11 protein-coding genes and 2 pseudogenes are annotated in these 15,638 nt (G+C 68.5%); 5 read left to right on the top strand and 8 right to left on the bottom strand.

Features of this window, described 5'->3' with window-relative positions; all coding sequences use genetic code 11:
- Nucleotides 1-129 precede the first annotated feature (129 nt).
- Nucleotides 130-861 (bottom strand): annotated as a pseudogene (locus OG819_RS35960) (alpha-hydroxy-acid oxidizing protein); the annotation flags it as partial.
- A 117-nt stretch (nt 862-978) separates the two neighbouring features.
- Here OG819_RS35960 and OG819_RS35965 point away from each other — a divergent pair.
- Nucleotides 979-2,340: an IS256 family transposase gene (locus tag OG819_RS35965; RefSeq protein ID WP_266647762.1), complete on the top strand. Its 1,362-nt coding sequence runs from the start codon at nt 979-981 to the stop codon at nt 2,338-2,340.
- A 118-nt stretch (nt 2,341-2,458) separates the two neighbouring features.
- Here the strand turns inward: OG819_RS35965 and OG819_RS35970 are convergent, their stop codons facing one another.
- On the bottom strand, nt 2,459-3,409 hold the full coding sequence (locus OG819_RS35970; RefSeq protein ID WP_266633733.1) for a GlxA family transcriptional regulator: 951 nt from the start codon (nt 3,407-3,409) through the stop codon (nt 2,459-2,461).
- A 196-nt stretch (nt 3,410-3,605) separates the two neighbouring features.
- Between OG819_RS35970 and OG819_RS35975 the strand changes: the two genes are divergently transcribed.
- Complete coding sequence (locus tag OG819_RS35975) at nt 3,606-3,809, top strand: hypothetical protein (protein WP_266633731.1); 204 nt, start codon at nt 3,606-3,608, stop codon at nt 3,807-3,809.
- 318 nt (nt 3,810-4,127) lie between these two features.
- Here the strand turns inward: OG819_RS35975 and OG819_RS35980 are convergent, their stop codons facing one another.
- Together OG819_RS35980 and OG819_RS35985 are read right to left on the bottom strand one after the other, a co-directional pair.
- Nucleotides 4,128-5,573: a glyceraldehyde-3-phosphate dehydrogenase gene (locus tag OG819_RS35980; protein WP_266633729.1), complete on the bottom strand. Its 1,446-nt coding sequence runs from the start codon at nt 5,571-5,573 to the stop codon at nt 4,128-4,130.
- Nucleotides 5,574-6,051: 478 nt separating this feature from the next.
- Nucleotides 6,052-6,174: a hypothetical protein gene (locus OG819_RS35985; protein WP_266590753.1), complete on the bottom strand. Its 123-nt coding sequence runs from the start codon at nt 6,172-6,174 to the stop codon at nt 6,052-6,054.
- Here OG819_RS35985 and OG819_RS35990 point away from each other — a divergent pair.
- The 3 genes and pseudogenes from OG819_RS35990 (at nt 6,163) to OG819_RS36000 (ending at nt 9,632) form a co-directional block, all read left to right on the top strand.
- Nucleotides 6,163-7,592, top strand: a pseudogene (locus tag OG819_RS35990) (family 2B encapsulin nanocompartment shell protein). The gene OG819_RS35985 and the pseudogene OG819_RS35990 overlap by 12 nt on opposite strands.
- Nucleotides 7,589-8,647, top strand: coding sequence for a family 2 encapsulin nanocompartment cargo protein terpene cyclase (locus OG819_RS35995; RefSeq protein ID WP_266653305.1), 1,059 nt, complete (start codon nt 7,589-7,591; stop codon nt 8,645-8,647). Before OG819_RS35990 ends, OG819_RS35995 begins: the two are co-directional and overlap by 4 nt.
- A gap of 46 nt (nt 8,648-8,693) precedes the next feature.
- Entirely contained in the window at nt 8,694-9,632 is a 939-nt protein-coding gene (locus tag OG819_RS36000; protein WP_266653307.1) for a methyltransferase domain-containing protein, read from the top strand.
- A gap of 148 nt (nt 9,633-9,780) precedes the next feature.
- Here OG819_RS36000 and OG819_RS36005 read toward each other — a convergent pair whose 3' ends face one another.
- The 4 genes from OG819_RS36005 to OG819_RS36020 form a co-directional block, all read right to left on the bottom strand.
- Nucleotides 9,781-10,680 (bottom strand): aminoglycoside phosphotransferase family protein, encoded by a 900-nt coding sequence (locus tag OG819_RS36005; RefSeq protein WP_266633718.1) that lies wholly within the window; start codon nt 10,678-10,680, stop codon nt 9,781-9,783.
- A 120-nt stretch (nt 10,681-10,800) separates the two neighbouring features.
- Entirely contained in the window at nt 10,801-12,894 is a 2,094-nt protein-coding gene (locus OG819_RS36010) for an FUSC family protein (protein WP_266653308.1), read from the bottom strand.
- 398 nt (nt 12,895-13,292) lie between these two features.
- Nucleotides 13,293-14,513 (bottom strand): carbohydrate-binding protein, encoded by a 1,221-nt coding sequence (locus OG819_RS36015; protein WP_266653309.1) that lies wholly within the window; start codon nt 14,511-14,513, stop codon nt 13,293-13,295.
- Nucleotides 14,514-14,741: 228 nt separating this feature from the next.
- On the bottom strand, nt 14,742-15,470 hold the full coding sequence (locus OG819_RS36020) for a hypothetical protein (protein ID WP_266653310.1): 729 nt from the start codon (nt 15,468-15,470) through the stop codon (nt 14,742-14,744).
- Nucleotides 15,471-15,638: the final 168 nt, after the last annotated feature.

Here is a 15,638-nt window from a genome sequence, read left to right on the forward strand (position 1 = left end):
TCACAGGCATGGGGGTGACAACATCGTGCCACTAGGCGTTTTCGGCCTTTCGCGCTAGGTGCAACCGCCTGACCTGCACCGATGCCCTGCCACACCCCCGAGAACCCCGCTCAACTGTGGAACGCAGGCGTCCCAGGTCAGCGGATTACCGAAGATCCGTGCCCACTCCGACACCGCGGCCCGCGTATCCTCCTCGGGGGTTTTGGCCAGCCGGGCTCGGAAGACCGGGTCGGACGTGTAGTTGGCAAGGCAGTGGCCGCGCAACTGCGGGAAGTTGCCGGCTCCCAGGTCGCGGGGGCGCCATCCCGTGATCCAGGTGTCCAACGTCACCACGATGCCCTTGAAGCCCGCCATTTCGGCCCGGCGCACCAGACTCTCGGCCAGCTCCCGGTCGGTAGGGGTGTACAGCGAGAAGAATCCCGGGGTTTCCCTGAACTCGGCGGCGACTTCCTCCAGCGGATCAACGCTAAGGGTGGAGTCCACCATCGGCACACCCGTACGGGCGGCCGCACGGGCCGTGGCCAGGTCGCCGTGGCCGTCCTGTGCGCACAGCCCGATCACCCCGACCGGTGCCATGAACAGCGGCGAAGGCAGACTCATCCCGAACAGGTTCACCGACACGTCGCGTTGGATCGCACCGACCATCATCCGCGGCACCAGCCCCCACCGCAGGAACGCTGAAACGTTGGCTCGCTGGGTGAACTCGTCTCCTGCTCCGCCGGCGACATACCACAGCAGCGACGACGACAGCACCGCTTGCGCTCGCGCCTCCAGCTCCTGGAACTCCATCGGTATGGCGGGCAACACGCCCGCACGCTGTTGCTGCCGCCCCCCGGCGGTGGAGAACGACTCCGGCTCCAGTTCGTGGATGAAGGCGGCGGTGTTGTCGGTGAAGACCCGGCCGCCGCCTCCGGCCTGTCCCAGCTCGGTGCGGGAGTGTCATGAATTAGGTGGGAACTTCACCGGAAGGGACACCTGATGACGATCCAGAAGACTCACTCTCTCGAGACGGTGGGCGGCGTGTCGCTTGCCACTGACGGGGCGGCCGCGGACGGTGCGGGCATGAGGAGAACGCAGGAGTCCGTGGACGGGCTGGGCCTGGACCTGCTGGACGCGCTGACGCTGCTGGCCCAGGACAGGGTCCGCGGTGGTGGGCTGAGGCTGGTCGGTGAGGACGGTCTGCTGCCCGCGATCACGCAGCACCTGATGCAGGCCGCCCTGGAGGCCGAGCTGGATGAGCATCTGGCCGCCGAGGCCGAGCGCGGCGGCGGGCGGGGCTCGCGTTCGGGCGGCAACGGCCGTAACGGGTATCGCACGAAGAAGGTGATGAGTGAGGTCGGGCCGATCACGCTGCAGATCCCCCGTGACCGGCTGGGCACTTTCCGGCCCCGCATCCTGCCCAAGGGTGCCCGTCGCACCGGTGCTCTGGACGAGATGGTGCTCTCGCTGACCGCCCGCGGCATGACCTCCGGGGAGATCGTCGCGCACCTTGAGGAGGTGTACGGGATGAAGACGTCCAAGGAGACGATCTCCACGATCACCGACAAGGCCCTGGACTCGATGAACGAGTGGCGCACCCGCCCGCTCGACGCGGTCTACCCGGTCGTCTTCGTCGACGCCATCCACGTCAAGATCAGGGACGGGCAGGTCGCCAACAGGCCGATCTACGTGGCCATCGCGGTCACCGCCGACGGCTACCGCGATATCCTCGGCCTGTGGGCCGGCGACGGTGGCGAGGGCGCCAAGTTCTGGCAGCAAGTCCTCACCGACCTGCGTAATCGCGGGGTCAGAGACGTCCTCATGCTCGTCTGTGACGGGCTGTCCGCTCTGCCGGACGCGGTCGCGAACGTGTGGCCCCAAACCGTTGTGCAGCGCTGCGTCGTTCACCTGATCCGGCAGAGCCTGCGCTACGCCTCCCGGCGGGACTGGCCCGAGGTCGCCGCCGACCTCAAGCCCGTCTACACCGCCGTCAACGAGGCCCAGGCCCGCGAGCGGCTCGACGAGTTCGACGCCAAGTGGGGCCACAAATACGGCTCGATCGCCACCGTCTGGCAGCGCGCCTGGAGCGAGTTCGTACCCTTCCTGGCCTTCCCCGACTCCATCCGCGAGGTCGTCTACACGACCAACAGCATCGAGTCCCTCAACGCCCGCTACCGCCGCGCGGCCACCGCCTGCGGACACTTCCCCAACGAACAGGCAGCACTCAAGAGGATCTACCTGGCCACCCTCGCCCTCGACCCCTCCGGCCGGGGACGCAAACGCTGGAACAACAAGTGGAAGGCAGCATTGAACGAGTTCGACCAGCTCTTCGACGGCCGCCTTACCGCCGGACGGGTATAAGCCAGTCGGACCAACCAAAAACCACTAGGCCAAAGGGCCTAAAAACACCTAAATCATGATAGACCCCTCGGTGCGTACGCACACGCTCCTGGCGTTCGCGCCGGGCCGGTGGCTGGGGTCAGGCCGTGGTGGTCCGCTGGAAGGTCCGCCGGTAGGCGGTGGGTGTGATGCCGAGGGCATCGCGGAAACGGGCGCGGAGGTTGGTGCTGGTTCCCAGACCGCTTTGGGCGGCGATCTGTTCGATGCCGAGGTCGGTGACTTCGAGGAGCTCGCGGGCGTGGTTGACGCGGGCGGTGAGCAGCCACTGGTGGGGAGTGACACCGGTTTCCTGGCGCCACATGCGCACCAGGGTGCGGGTGGAGACGCGGGCGCGGTCCGCGAGCGCGGCGAGGGTGAGGGCTTCTTCGAGGTGACGCAGGGCCCAGTCGCGGGTGTCGGCGAGGGTGTGGGCGGTGGGTTCGGGCAGGGACTGGGTGATGTACTGGGCCTGGCCGCCGTCGCGGTGGGGTGCGGCGACCAGTTCGCGGGCGATGTCGTTGGCGACGGCAGCACCGAGGTCCTTGCGGACGATGTGGAGACACAGGTCGATGCCCGCGGTCACGCCGGCGGAGGTCAGCAGGGCGTCGTCGTCGATGTAGAGGACGTTGCGGTCGACGCGCAGGTGGGGGTAGAGCTCCTCGAGTTCGTCCGCGCTGGCCCAGTGGGTGGTGACGGTCCGGCCGTTGAGAAGCCCGGCTGCGGCGAGTGCGAAGGCTCCGGTGCAGATGGACGCGATGCGGGCGCCTCGGCTGAAGGCAAGTTTCAGCGCCGCCGTGACCTCGGGCGCCGGTGGCCGCCGATATCGCCAGTAGCCGGGCACGATGATCGTGTCCGCCCGGGCGAGCGCCGCCAGTCCGGCCGTGGCACCCACGGTGAAACCAGTACTGGTGGTGACGCTGCCGCGCGTCGCTCCGCACACGGTCAGTTCGTACGGGGTGTTGGGCCTGGGGTTGAAGATCTGCGTCGGGATACCCAGGTCGAGAGGCAGCACGTGGGGCAGTGCCAGGACCGCGACGCGATGGGCGCTCATGGCTCGAATCTTACGATCGCCTGTTCTCGGCGCTACCGGGAACGGGGCGGTCGCCTCGCGAAGCAGTGGTGCCGGACCTGTGGCGAGGTGGGCTTCCTGCCGCAGTGCTGGAACCCGGACCGACGACCCGCGACACCGCTTCTACCGATGTCCCGAAACTTATGAGTGGTGGCGCAGGAGACAGTCTCTGAAGACCGTGCCTCCGACGAGGATCGAGGAGGTGTTCAACCGCGAGGACGACGCCAAGGCCAACTTCGCCGAGATCATGAAGGGTCGGTTCGACCCGCAGGAAATGATCGACAAGATGGCCTCGAGCTCCCCCACCGGACTGAACGCTCTCCTGGCACTTCCGACCACGCACGGAGACAGCGCGACCACTCCGGTCCCGGTCGCGACGTGAGGGGCACCGCCGCCCGACGACTGTCGCCGAAGGGCTGAGTCCGCCGACGGAGCAGGCCCGACCGCGCCGGGCCGCCGGCGAGCTGTCCGGCCTGCTGACGAGACCGCCGCCGTCCGGAAGCCAATGGCCGACAAATAGGCGGACAGGCGGACGGGCACAGGCGACCTGTGACACGAGCAGTCGCCGCGAGCGCGGTCCGGGCTGCCCCGACGGTCGGCTGACCGCCGGGGCACGGTTGCGGTGGAGGGCGGCTGGATACCGATCAGGAGCGGCTGCCGCTCATCCAACCGGGGCGCCGGATCGGGCAGTGCGCCGCGATCAGACCGCCGGGGCGGGGTAGGTCGGGTACTCCACCCCGGAGACGTGCTGGACGACGCGGACGACCTGGCAGGAGTAGCCGAACTCGTTGTCGTACCACAGGTAGAGGATCGCGTTGTCGCCTTCGACCTTGGTCGCGCCTGCGTCGACGATCGAGGCATGGCGCGAACCGATGAAGTCGCTCGACACCGCGTCGGGGGCGCTGATGAAGTCGATCTGGCGCTTGAGCGGCGAGGTCAGCGAAACGTCGCGGAGGTGGTCGAGGACTTCCTCTCGTGTGGTCTCGCGCGCGAGTTGCAGGTTGAGGATCGCGATCGAGACGTCCGGTACCGGGACGCGGATCGAGCTGCCGGTGATCTTCGCCTTGAGGTCGGGCAGCGCCTTGGCGACGGCGGAGGCGGCACCGGTCTCGGTGATGACCATGTTGAGCGGCGCCGAACGACCGCGGCGGTCGGAGTTGTGGTAATTGTCCAGCAGGTTCTGGTCGTTGGTGAATGAGTGGACGGTCTCCACATGGCCGCGCAGAACGCCGTACTCGTCCGCCATCGCCTTCAGCGGCGGGACGATCGCGTTGGTGGTGCAGGAGGCGCAGGACATGATCTGCTCGTCCGGCTTGATCGTGTCGTGGTTGACGCCGTGGACGATGTTGGGGACGTCGCCCTTGCCCGGTGCGGTCAGGACGACCTTGGCGATCCCGGGGCGAAGGTGCTGGGACAGGCCCTCGCGGTCACGCCACTTGCCGGTGTTGTCGATGAGGATGGCGTCCTTGATGCCGTACGCCGTGTAGTCCACCGACAGCGGGTCGTCGGAGTAGATGACCTTGATCTCGTTGCCGTTGGCGATGATCTTGCTGTTCGCCTCGTCGACGGTGATCGTGCCCCGGAACTGGCCGTGGATGGAGTCGCGCCGCAGCAGCGAGGCGCGCTTGACGATGTCCTGGCCGGCACCCTTGCGGACGACGACGGCGCGCAGCCGCAGGCCGTTGCCGGAGCCGGCCTTCTCGATGAGCAGGCGGGCGACGAGGCGGCCGATGCGGCCGAATCCGTAGAGGACGACGTCGCGCGGCTCCTGGCGCTCGATCTTGTTGACGCCCGTGGCGCCGGCCACGGCCTCGGCGGTGAACTCCTCCACCGACAGGCCACGGTCGTCGGACTTGTAGGTCGCGGCGAGCATGCCGATGTCGATCTGCGAGGGGCCGAGATCGAGCGTGGTGAGAGCCTGCAGGAACGGCAACGTCTGGATGACCGAGAGTTCCTCGCCGGCGATCTGCCGGGCGAACCGGTGGGTCTTGAGAATGCTCACCACGGACTTGTTCACCAAGGAACGGCTGTGCAGCAGGACCGTGACATCCCGCTCCCGGTGCAGCTTCCCGATGATCGGGATCATCGACTCCGCGATCTCCTCGCGGTTGTTCCAGTTGGTGAACGAGTCGTCATTGACAGTCACAGGTTTACATCTTTCGAGCTAGGCGGTGCTCAAATGTTAGCCCGTTGCCATTTCGATCACTCAAGCGGGGGCCGTCTGTTCGGAAGGTCGTGATGGACAGGGTGACGTGCGCCGGTGGCGCGAGACCTGACGGCAGGCGTGAGAGCACACCGTCAGGGCAGGCTCGCCTCGCGCGATGGATGCCCACCTCCAGGACACGAATGCGCCCCATTCACGCGGTTCCGAGGGCCATCTCTGACTGTTTCGCTTGACATGGGGCGCGCACTGCCCAACTGCCCGGACCGTCACGCGGTTGCTGTCCTGGCGTCCACCTCCCCGGTATCCGTCTTCGACCTCCACCGCCTCCGTGAACCCACTCCCCACGACTTCCGGCGCGTCGCCGAGGCGGTCCCTGCTTTCCCCACCTGCTGCGGGACGCCACAACGGATCTGGAGCCCGCTCAACCGTTGCCGTCGGCTCTCCTCCGCGACGGGACAGGTCAGACCTCGTCCACGGCCAGGTGGTAGGCCCCCTTGCCCGAGGCGAACGGCGTCGACGCCCCGCCGCTTTCGCTGATGTTCGTGCGTATCCACCCACGCCCGCTCACGTAATGGGAGGACATGTGACAGTCCCGGAAAGCGCCGCCGGGCCCCCCGCCGACGGACAACGGTTCACCAGTCTCAGTACCCACGCGGCTCGTCAGCTCGCCACCACCACCAAGTCCGAACCCCAGATGCAGGCCATCACCTCGCGATGGCTGCTCAAGATGCTGCCCTGGGTGGACGTCAAGGGCGGCACCTACCGGGTCAACCGGCGGCTCCAACTCCGCGTCGGCCGGGGCCGGGTGCAGTTCGAGCAGAACGGCGCCGACGACATCAAGGTCATTCCCGAGACGCTGACCGAACTGCCCGCCCTGCGCGGCTTCTCCGACACCGCGGCCCTGCAGGAGATCTCCTCACGGTTCAGGGTGCGTGAGGTGCGTACCGGCCAGGTCCTCTTCGACGCCGGGCAGCCCGTCAGCGAGGCGTATCTCGTCGTCCACGGCCGGTTCACCCGCTACATCACCGGCAAGTACGGCGAGCAGGAAGTCACCGGGGTCATCACGGACGGCGACGGGATGGGCGACGAGGCATCGGTCAGCCCGACCCGCTGTGGTTCAGCTCGGTACGGGCCGAGACTCCCGGCGTGGTGCTGGCACTCAACTGGGACACCCTCATGCAGTTCGTGGAGCGCACCCCGTCGCTCGCGGCCCAGCTGAACGCCTTCGCGGAGCAGCAGAGCAAGCCCATGAACCGCAAGGGCGAGGCCGACGTGCCCGTACAAGCCGGGCACGTGGGCGAACCGGTCCTCGCCGGCGGCTTCGTCGACTACGACCTCGCCCCGCGTGAATACGAGTTGTCCCTCACCCAGACGGTCCTGCGCGTCCACACCAGGGTCGCCGACCTCTACAACCATCCGATGAACCAGACCGAGCAGCAACTCCGTCTGACCATCGAGGAGATCCGCGAGCGCCAGGAGTGGGAGCTGGTCAACAACCGCGAGTTCGGTTTGCTGCACAACGTCGACTACGGCCAGCGAGTCAGCACCTTCTCCGGTCCCCCCACGCCCGACGACCTCGACGAACTGCTGTCGATGCGCCGCAAGACCCGGCTGTTCCTCGCCCACCCGAAGGCGATAGCCGCCTTCTTCCGGCAGTGCAACTGGCGCGGACTGGTACCCGGCACCGTGAATCTCGACGGCCACGAAGTACCGGCGTGGCGCGGCGTTCCGCTCTTTCCCTGCAGCAAGATCCCGATCAGTCCCCAACACACCAGCAGCATCATCGCGTTGCGCACGGGAGAGAAGGACCAAGGGGTCGTCGGCCTGCACCAGACCGGTATTCCGGAGGAGTACGAGCCCGGTCTGAACGTTCGGTTCATGGGCATCGACAGCACCGCGATCATGAGCTATCTGGTCACCGCCTACTACGCGATGGCCATTCTCGTACCCGACGCCGCGGGGATCCTGGAGAACGTCCAGGTCGGGCGGACCGCGGAATGAGCGCGTCATCGGCTTCCGGTTCGTTGCTGCGACTGCCCGGGCCGCCCAGCCTCGTCCCCGTCGCGCGAGCCCGGCGAAGCGGGGCGGTCCCCGGTCTGCGGCACCGGCCCGCCGCCCCGGCAGACCCGGCAAAGGCAGCGGAGGTCGACCGCAGGCTGGAAGCGTGGGTCCGCCGGCTCGATGCGTTCCCCGAAGCGTGGACGGGGGACTTCGCGGGGTTCCAGTTCGGCCGGGCCGTCGTACTCCAGCATCCGGGCGCTGCCGACCTCGAACGCCTCACAGTGGCGGGCAAGCTGCTGCTGGCCGAGAACCTCGTCGACAACTGCTACTGCGAGGAGGACGAGGACAGAGGCGGCTCATCGCGGGGACTCGGCGGCAGGCTGATCACGGCCCAGTCCGCGCTCGACCCCTTCCACTCCACTCCCGAACTGGAAGCGCAGTGGCGGCGCGGCGTGCAGGCCGACGGGCCGCTGCGCTCCTACCACGGGGCCCTCAAGGACTACGCCGTCTTCGCCTCACCCAGCCAGACCGACCGGCTGGTGCACGATCTCGCCCGGCTGCATCTGGGCTATCTCGGTGAGGCCGCCTGGGCAGAGATCGGGTACGTACCGCCGGTCTGGGAGTACCTGATGATGCGGCAGTTCAACAACTTCCGCCCCTGCCTGTCGATCGTCGACGCCGTGGACGGCTACGAACTGCCCGAGGCCCTCTACGCCCGGCCGGAGATCCAGCGGATCACCGCGCTCGCCGGCAACGCCACCACGATCGTGAACGACCTGTACTCCTTCACCAAGGAACTGGCCAACGATCCCAGCCATCTCAATCTGCCTCAGGTCATCGCCGCGAACGAACGGTGCGGACTGAAGGCCGCCTACCTGAAGGCCGTCAAGATCCACAACAAGGTCATGGAGGCGTTCGAGGAGGAGGCGGCGGACCTGTCCGTCACCTCGCCTCTCATCGAGCGCTACGCCAGGGGCCTGGCCGCCTGGGTGTCCGGCAACCACGAGTGGCACGCCACCAACACCCACCGCTACCACCTGCCGAACTACTGGTAATGCCCCACCCCTGGCCCGTCGCCCACCGCGCCACAAGGAGTCACCTTTGACCGTCACCGAAGCCGGTACCGCGGCAGCACCGGTGCCGACCCAGGCCACCTGCCAGTCGACGTACCAGACCCGCGTCGCGGACTACTGGAACGCCGAAGAGAACCCGGTCAACCTCGAGCTCGGAAAGATCGACGACCTCTACCATCACCACTACGGCATCGGGGACGTCGACTGGTCCGTACTCGACGAGGACGAGGACGAGGACGGGCGCGGGGGCGGGAGCGGCGGACACGGAGACGGAGACCACGCTGCCAAACGGCGTGACCGGATCACCGCCGAACTGCACCGTCTGGAACAGGCACAGGCCGATCTCCTCGCCTCCCACCTCGGCCCCCTCTCCCCCACCGACCGCGTCTTCGACGCCGGCTGCGGGCGCGGCGGCGGAAGCGTGGTGGCCCATCTGCGGTACGGATGCCACGCCGACGGCGTCACGATCTCGAGGAAACAGGCCGACTTCGCCAATGACCAGGCCCGCAAACGGGGCATCGACGACAAGGTCCGCTACCACCACCGGAACATGCTCGACACCGGCTTGCCCTCCGGCGCGTATGCGGCTTCCTGGAACAACGAGTCCACCATGTATGTGGAGCTGGATTTGTTGTTCGCCGAGCACGCACGGTTGCTGCGTCGCGGCGGTCGCTACGTGACGATCACCGGCTGCTACAACGACGCCTACGGGCGGGCCTCCCGGGAGGTGTCTCTCATCAACGCCCACTACATCTGCGACATCCACCCACGGTCGGAGTACTTCCGCGCCATGGCCCGCAACCGCCTCGTCCCCGTCCACGTTCAAGACCTGACCGCCGCCACCCTCCCCTACTGGGAACTGCGCAAGCAGGCCGACCACCTGGTCACGGGCATCGAGGAAACGTTCCTGAGCGCGTACGAGAACGGCAGTTTCCAGTACCTTCTCATCGCCGCCGACCGCATCTGAGGTCTCCGCCCCCAGTGGGCACCGGGCCAGGATCCCTGTTTTGCCCGCCACCACGCCAGTGCGCCGATTTCGGCAACCAGAGCCGGATCAGAGGTGGATCAGGGGTGGGTCACAACCGAGGCTGCTGCGGGAGCTGGAGGCGTGCGGGTCAGCCGATCAGCGCCTCGGTGATCTGCCGGGTGGTCTGCGCGGCGACCCGGGGGTTGACTGCGGCGTAGGAGGTGTAGGCGTTCAGAGCCGTGGCCAAGGCCCAGCCTCGGCCACGGGTCCACGTGGCGTCGTCCACGCCGAGCGCGGCCCGGAAGGCAGTCCGGCTCCCGGCCGACATCAGGGTGAACGCGATGGTCAAGTCGCACGCCGGGTCACCGATGCCGAGCTCGCCGAAGTCGATGACCGCGCTGAGGCGGCCGTCGACGGTCAGGAGGTTGCCGGTGTGGAAGTCGCCGTGGAACCAGACCGGAGCGCGATCCCATCCGGGGGCGCTGAGGGCCGCGTCCCACAGCTCGGTCATGGCCGCGGTATCGAACACTCCGTCGACCTCTGCGATAGCGGCCCGGGTCGCGCGGTCCCGGTCGGCCAGTGGCCGGGCGGTGAGGTCCCCGCGGACGTCTCCGACCGGGAAGTCCGCGGGTGCCCACTGCTGCAGGGCGGTGAGGAACTCCGCCAGCTCGACGGCAGCGCTGGACGATCCGCCCAATGCCTCGGCGGTCGCCACCTCGCCGTCCAGCCACCGGGACACCCCCCACGGCCACGGATAGCCGAAGTCAGGCTCACCCACCCCCACCGGTACAGGGACGGCCAGCGGCAGGTGCGGGGCGAGCCGGGGCAGCCACTCGGACTCCTTCTTGGCCTGCCCGATGGCCCCGGCATGGCGGGGCAGCCGGACAGACAGTTCCTCGCCCAGCCGGTAGATCACATGGTCCGAACCGGCCGGGTCGAGCAGCCTGAGAGGCAGCTCGGCCCACTGCGGGAACTGCGCATCGACCAGGCGCCTTGCCAGTTCCACATCGATAGCCGGACGGGTGTCCGCGGTTCCCTCGGTTGCCAAGAACAGCTCCAGCGGTCGGCCCGCTCGACGCGTCGGGCAGTCGGAGCCATCACAGTGCGTCGCGGGCCCGTCTGTCGACCGGATTTCTCGGCTGATCGTCATCCGAAGACTCCGTCCGGCTCAGGTCTTGAGCCGGACGGAGTCTTCGATGCGAGTGAGCTGGCGGTCGATGTCTGTCAACCACACTTCGAGATCGATGACTGTGGGCAGGGCCGGGTGGTGCTCCGGCAGCGGTGGACCAGGGGGACGCCGGCCGGGCGCGTGGCGTTCGACGGTGGTGAAGTGCGCGGCGATTCGGTCGGCGTCCGCCGCCAGCTCGGCAGCCGTCCTGCGGGCCCATGCTCCCGCGTCCGGCGGCACATCGGGCAGAGGTGCTTCGAAGCAAGGGAGCCGCTGGGCACCGAGCACCGTGTGGTACGCCACGATGAGCACCCCGTGCCAGTCGGCCTGCATGCCCTCCCAGGCGGCGGGTGGCTCGCTGCGGAACTGCGCGTAGGCGGCCTCCGCCAGGCGCAGGTGATGCAGGGTCGGCAACGTCGCGGGCGGAGACGGGACCGCCGCCGTTGAGGCCAGGAGAGCTTCGACCGTGGCGGGTACCAGCGTCCCGCACGAACGCAGCAGGCTCGCCATGGTGCGGCGGACTTCCCTGCGTGCCCCGGCGGGCCAGGCCAGCAGACCACACAGCAGGCCGATGACACTGCCGGTGACCACATCGACGATGCGGGCTTCCGACAGTCGCCAGGTGGTCGGGGTGATCTGGGCGAAGGCGAGGGAGACCACCAAGGTGAACAGTCCCTGGGCGTAGGCGATTCCGAGTCGCGGCCCCAGTGCGAAGGCGATGAGCATGCCCGGCACCAGCAGGACGGCGTAGGCGTCCAGGTGCCGGCCGAGGGCGATGAGCAGCGCACCTGCCGCGACAGCCCCCACCAGATTGCCGACCATCGCCTGCCGCACGGCCCGCCAAGTGGCGCCGACCGTGGTGCGCCCCAGCGTGAGGACCGCGAGGAGGACCCAGAATCCGTGCGCGAGGTCGAGGGTGCCCGCGACAAGACGGGCGAGGGCGAGGCCACATGCGACCCGTACCGCGTTCTGGAACCACACCGAGCGATGCGTCGCGTTGCCTGCGATGCGGCGCGCCCACAGCTGCGTCGTGGGCAGGTCGGCGTACCAGAAGAGTTCGCGGGGCGGGAGCGGTGCCGATCTGCGCCCGACGACGGCGACACCGAGGGCGGTCACCGCGATCCACGTCGACTCGGCCAGTGTCAGTACCGCGGCCTGTCGCCGCAGGACGCCGGTGTCCGCTCCCGGGTCCTCTGGATCGGCCGCACGGGGCGTCCGTTCCGCCTGGAAACGGCGGATCGCCTTTTCGAGCGCGTCGGCCGCCGGTGGAGGCTCACCGGCGCGCAGGGCCGCACCCATGTCCTTGCACGTCCGCGCGACCCGTTCACGGAGCGCGGCGGACGGACGATCCGTGCGCGGTGGTGCGCCGCGGGTCATGGATGCCGCGCTCTGCGACACCAGTTGGTCCACGATCCGGCGGGCCGCGGCTCCCGCCTGTGCCAGAGCCCGGTCCCGGCGCCCCGGGCCGGTCGGACGCTCAACTGGGGGAACCTGCGACAGCCGCATCCCTTCGCTGAGCTCGCGCAGCCTCGCGGCAGAGACTCGGGTCGGATCGGCCGCTGCCGCGGCGGCCGCCTCCAGTGTGTCGGCGAGCAGGATCCGGAAGCTCGTGGCAGGCGGACCGGACAGGACGAACACCTGGCACAGCGCGAGAAGTGCGACGCCCACGGCCACGCCCGTCAGCCGGGCACCCAGTGTCTGAGGAGCGTAGGGCGGAAAGCAGGCCAGGATGTAGAGGAGTTGAAGGCCGGGTGCTGGACCCGCCGTACGAGGTCCGGCCACCACGCTGAAGGTCAAGAGGAATCCGACGATCAGCATGCCGCCCACGGCGGCCGCCGTGCTCCCCGCGAGTGCCGTGCCCAGTGCGACGAGAACCACTCCGAACGGCAGGGTCCGCAACGTGATCCATGCCTGCTGCCGACCGGTCCCCGGAATGGTGGACAGCAGGCCGAGCGCGATCGGTGTGAACAGTGCGTACAGCGCCGCCGCAGGTTGCTGAAGGCCGTAGAGGAATGCGTAGAAGCCGACGCTCGCCGAACAGGTGACCTGGATCGACCGCCGTAGGACCACGGCACCGGCCGGCCCGGGCGTCATACGTGCTCGCCACCCGCGCCGGTACGTGCACCGCGAACGGCCCCTGACGGCGATGGCGGCTGTGCGCTCATGGCGACGTTCCTCTCGGCAGACGCCGCGTGTCCTCGGCGACCGGCTCTGCTCATTTTCGACCCTGCGAGGGGCAGGCGCACGTGGTGGCGGCCCCGAAGGCGCAGCTGCGGATGCGAGGCGATGTGCCGCGCGGTGTTCGAGCAGCGCGCCTGCGACTGCTTGGGCGCCCGCCTGGCCTCCGGGCCGCCGACCTGATCCGTCCCGGCGCCGACCGCGCGGCACGGGTGCGGCACCCGTGCCGCGCGGTCGGCGTGCGGCGTCCGGTGGGCGGGGCACCTCAGGGGCCCCGCCCACCCGGTCCGGCGATTCGTCGAGCGGTCAGGTCGTCAGCAGGCGCCCTCGTCCTGCCAGACGCCCCAGTCGGAGGCGACGGGGGTCTCGTTCTGAGTCCACCACTTGGCCTTCCAGTTGTGCTGGTTGTACGACACCTCGTTGCCGGTGGTGTAGACCGCGGTCGAGCTCCAGGCCGGCTTGCACCCGGTACCCGGGGGCGTGGGCGTGGGCGTCGGGGTGGGGGTGGGGGTCGAGGAGGGCGGTGTGACCCCGGCGAACTTCACCGAATACTTGGCGAAGTCCCAGGAGTTCTGCGCCACACTGGAGCAGGTGCCCGATGTGCGGCCGCCGTTGTCGGCCGGGGTGCACTGGCGGTCACGGTTGAGGGACCAGAACGTGAAGCGGTCCATGTTGTGGCTGGTGGCGTAGTCCAGCACGGTCTGGAAGTCGGTCTGCGTGAAGTACTCCCCCGTGTCGCTGCGCCCGTTCATCCCGGAGAAGCCCTCGTGGGCGTAGGCGGTCGCTTGGTCCCACCCGAACGTGGACTGCAGGATCTGGTTGAAGTTGGTCAGCGCGCTGGTCTGCGAGGCCGCGCCGTTGAAGCCGCCGTCGAACGGCATGATGGAGAAGTTGTTCGGGGTGAAACCCTGTGACTTCGCCTCCAGCAACATCTGCTTGCCGAACCAGCCGGTGCCGTCAGCCGTGCCGGCGGTGGTGACGGAGACGTAGAGTCCGGGGTTGTTCTGCTGGAGGATCTTCGCGGCGCCGATCTCGTTCTTGATGGCTGCCGTGTTCTCGTACTCCGGCTCTTCGAGGTCGAAGTCGATGGCGTGCAGGCCGTACTTGGTGATGACCTGCTGGTACGCCGCCGCCGTGGCGGCCGCGTCGGAGCAGACCTGGCCGAGCTTGGTACCGCCGTAGCCGCCGATGGAGACGGAGACGTCGCCGCCCTTGGCGCGGATGGTGTTGACGACCGACTGGACGGCGGTGTCCGAGGAGACCGCGGCCGTTCCGCCCCATGTGGGGCTGCAGCCGCCGCCGTTGGGGGCGAGGACGAAGGCGAGCTGGAACGCCTTGAGGCCGGTGGCGTCCATGATGGCGGCCGGGTCCGGCGGGTCGTTGTCGAGCGGCATCAGGTAGGGAGTCGCGGCGTACCAGCGGTTGCTGAGTGCGGAGGTCGCGCCGGAAGCGCTGCCCGCGACCAGCGCGGTGGTGCCCGCTGCGGCGAGTCCAACGGCGGCCGCCGCGCCCAGACATGCGCGAAGACGTCTCACTGCGTGCCTCCAGGGGATAGGGGGAGTCGCCCCAGCTTCGTGCAGTTGTTGCGGTCATGCCAATAGATTGGCCTAGACCAGATAACCCTTTGGACTAGACCATACGATTGCTTTACCTATCCCCTGTTACCGGAGGAACTGGACACGGGCGTCGAGTAACCGACGGGGCACGGTCCGTACCGGCGTCAGCCCCGAGAAACCCGGCGTCGGCCGGTCGGCTCCGTCGGCTCAGCGGTCTTCGTGCCGTCCTCTTGGCCGTCCCCACGCCTGCGCCTGCGCCCTGGCATGCGCCGGGTACCACTTTGTGAAGCGGATCGTTGCGACCAGCAGCGCGATCGGGATGACCCAGTTGAGCCAGTCGGAGCCCGACTTCGCGTGCAGGGCGAGTAGCCCCAACAGGGCCGTGACCAGGAACACTCCGCCCCACATCGCCGAGTCCCAGTACCGGCGGGGCACCGACTCCCGTGCGTACTGCTCGGTGAACGGCGTGAAGGCGAGGGAGCCGAGCGCCACGGCGGCGATCACGCCGTTGGACAGCGTCTGCGCGTAGGTTTCCAACCACATCAGGTCCGGGCGGTCCACCACGAGCCCGAGCACGAAGGTGACGGCGAAGAACACCAGACTCGCCGCCTCCAGAATCTTGACGCTGCCGCGCCGCAGGTCGGGCACATTGAGTACCAGGGCCGCGATGAGCGCCGCCAGTGCGGCGTACTTCCACGTACTGGGGCTCGCCACCACGTCGAAGATGATCCAGGGGGCGAATCCGAGGAAGACGCTGTTGGCGCGCAGGGCTTCGCCGCTGGACGCATCGGCCTGCGGATGTGTTCCGGGCCGGGCTCCGTACGGCGGCTGATCCCCATCAGTTCCCCGTCCCGCACCGGCCGCCCGTGTGCCGGACGGCGGAAACTTGCCCGTCCCCGTCGCTCCGCGTCCTGGATTCTCATCGGGCTGAGCCATCGGACACCTCCGCGGATGGCGCCCCCATGTCGGGAACCAGAGGGCGCGAGGGAACCCTCGGCCGGGTGCTGAGGCAATGACCTCTGCTTCTCATGCTGCGACCGCCCCCACCCCGCCGCATCCGATGCGGAAGTCCCCGGTACCCGTGCGGCACTCCGTTTGCGGGCG

The sequence above is a fragment of the Streptomyces sp. NBC_01549 genome, assembly GCF_026339955.1.
Classification (GTDB): Bacteria; Actinomycetota; Actinomycetes; order Streptomycetales; family Streptomycetaceae; genus Streptomyces.

Coding starts and splice junctions, on each gene's coding strand:
- OG819_RS35965 (WP_266647762.1), top strand. CDS start 979: ATGACGATCCAGAAGACTCACTCTCTCGAGACGGTGGGCGGCGTGTCG.
- OG819_RS35970 (WP_266633733.1), bottom strand. CDS start 3,409: ATGAGCGCCCATCGCGTCGCGGTCCTGGCACTGCCCCACGTGCTGCCT.
- OG819_RS35985 (WP_266590753.1), bottom strand. CDS start 6,174: ATGTCCTCCCATTACGTGAGCGGGCGTGGGTGGATACGCACGAACATC.
- OG819_RS35995 (WP_266653305.1), top strand. CDS start 7,589: ATGAGCGCGTCATCGGCTTCCGGTTCGTTGCTGCGACTGCCCGGGCCG.
- OG819_RS36010 (WP_266653308.1), bottom strand. CDS start 12,894: ATGACGCCCGGGCCGGCCGGTGCCGTGGTCCTACGGCGGTCGATCCAG.
- OG819_RS36020 (WP_266653310.1), bottom strand. CDS start 15,470: ATGGCTCAGCCCGATGAGAATCCAGGACGCGGAGCGACGGGGACGGGC.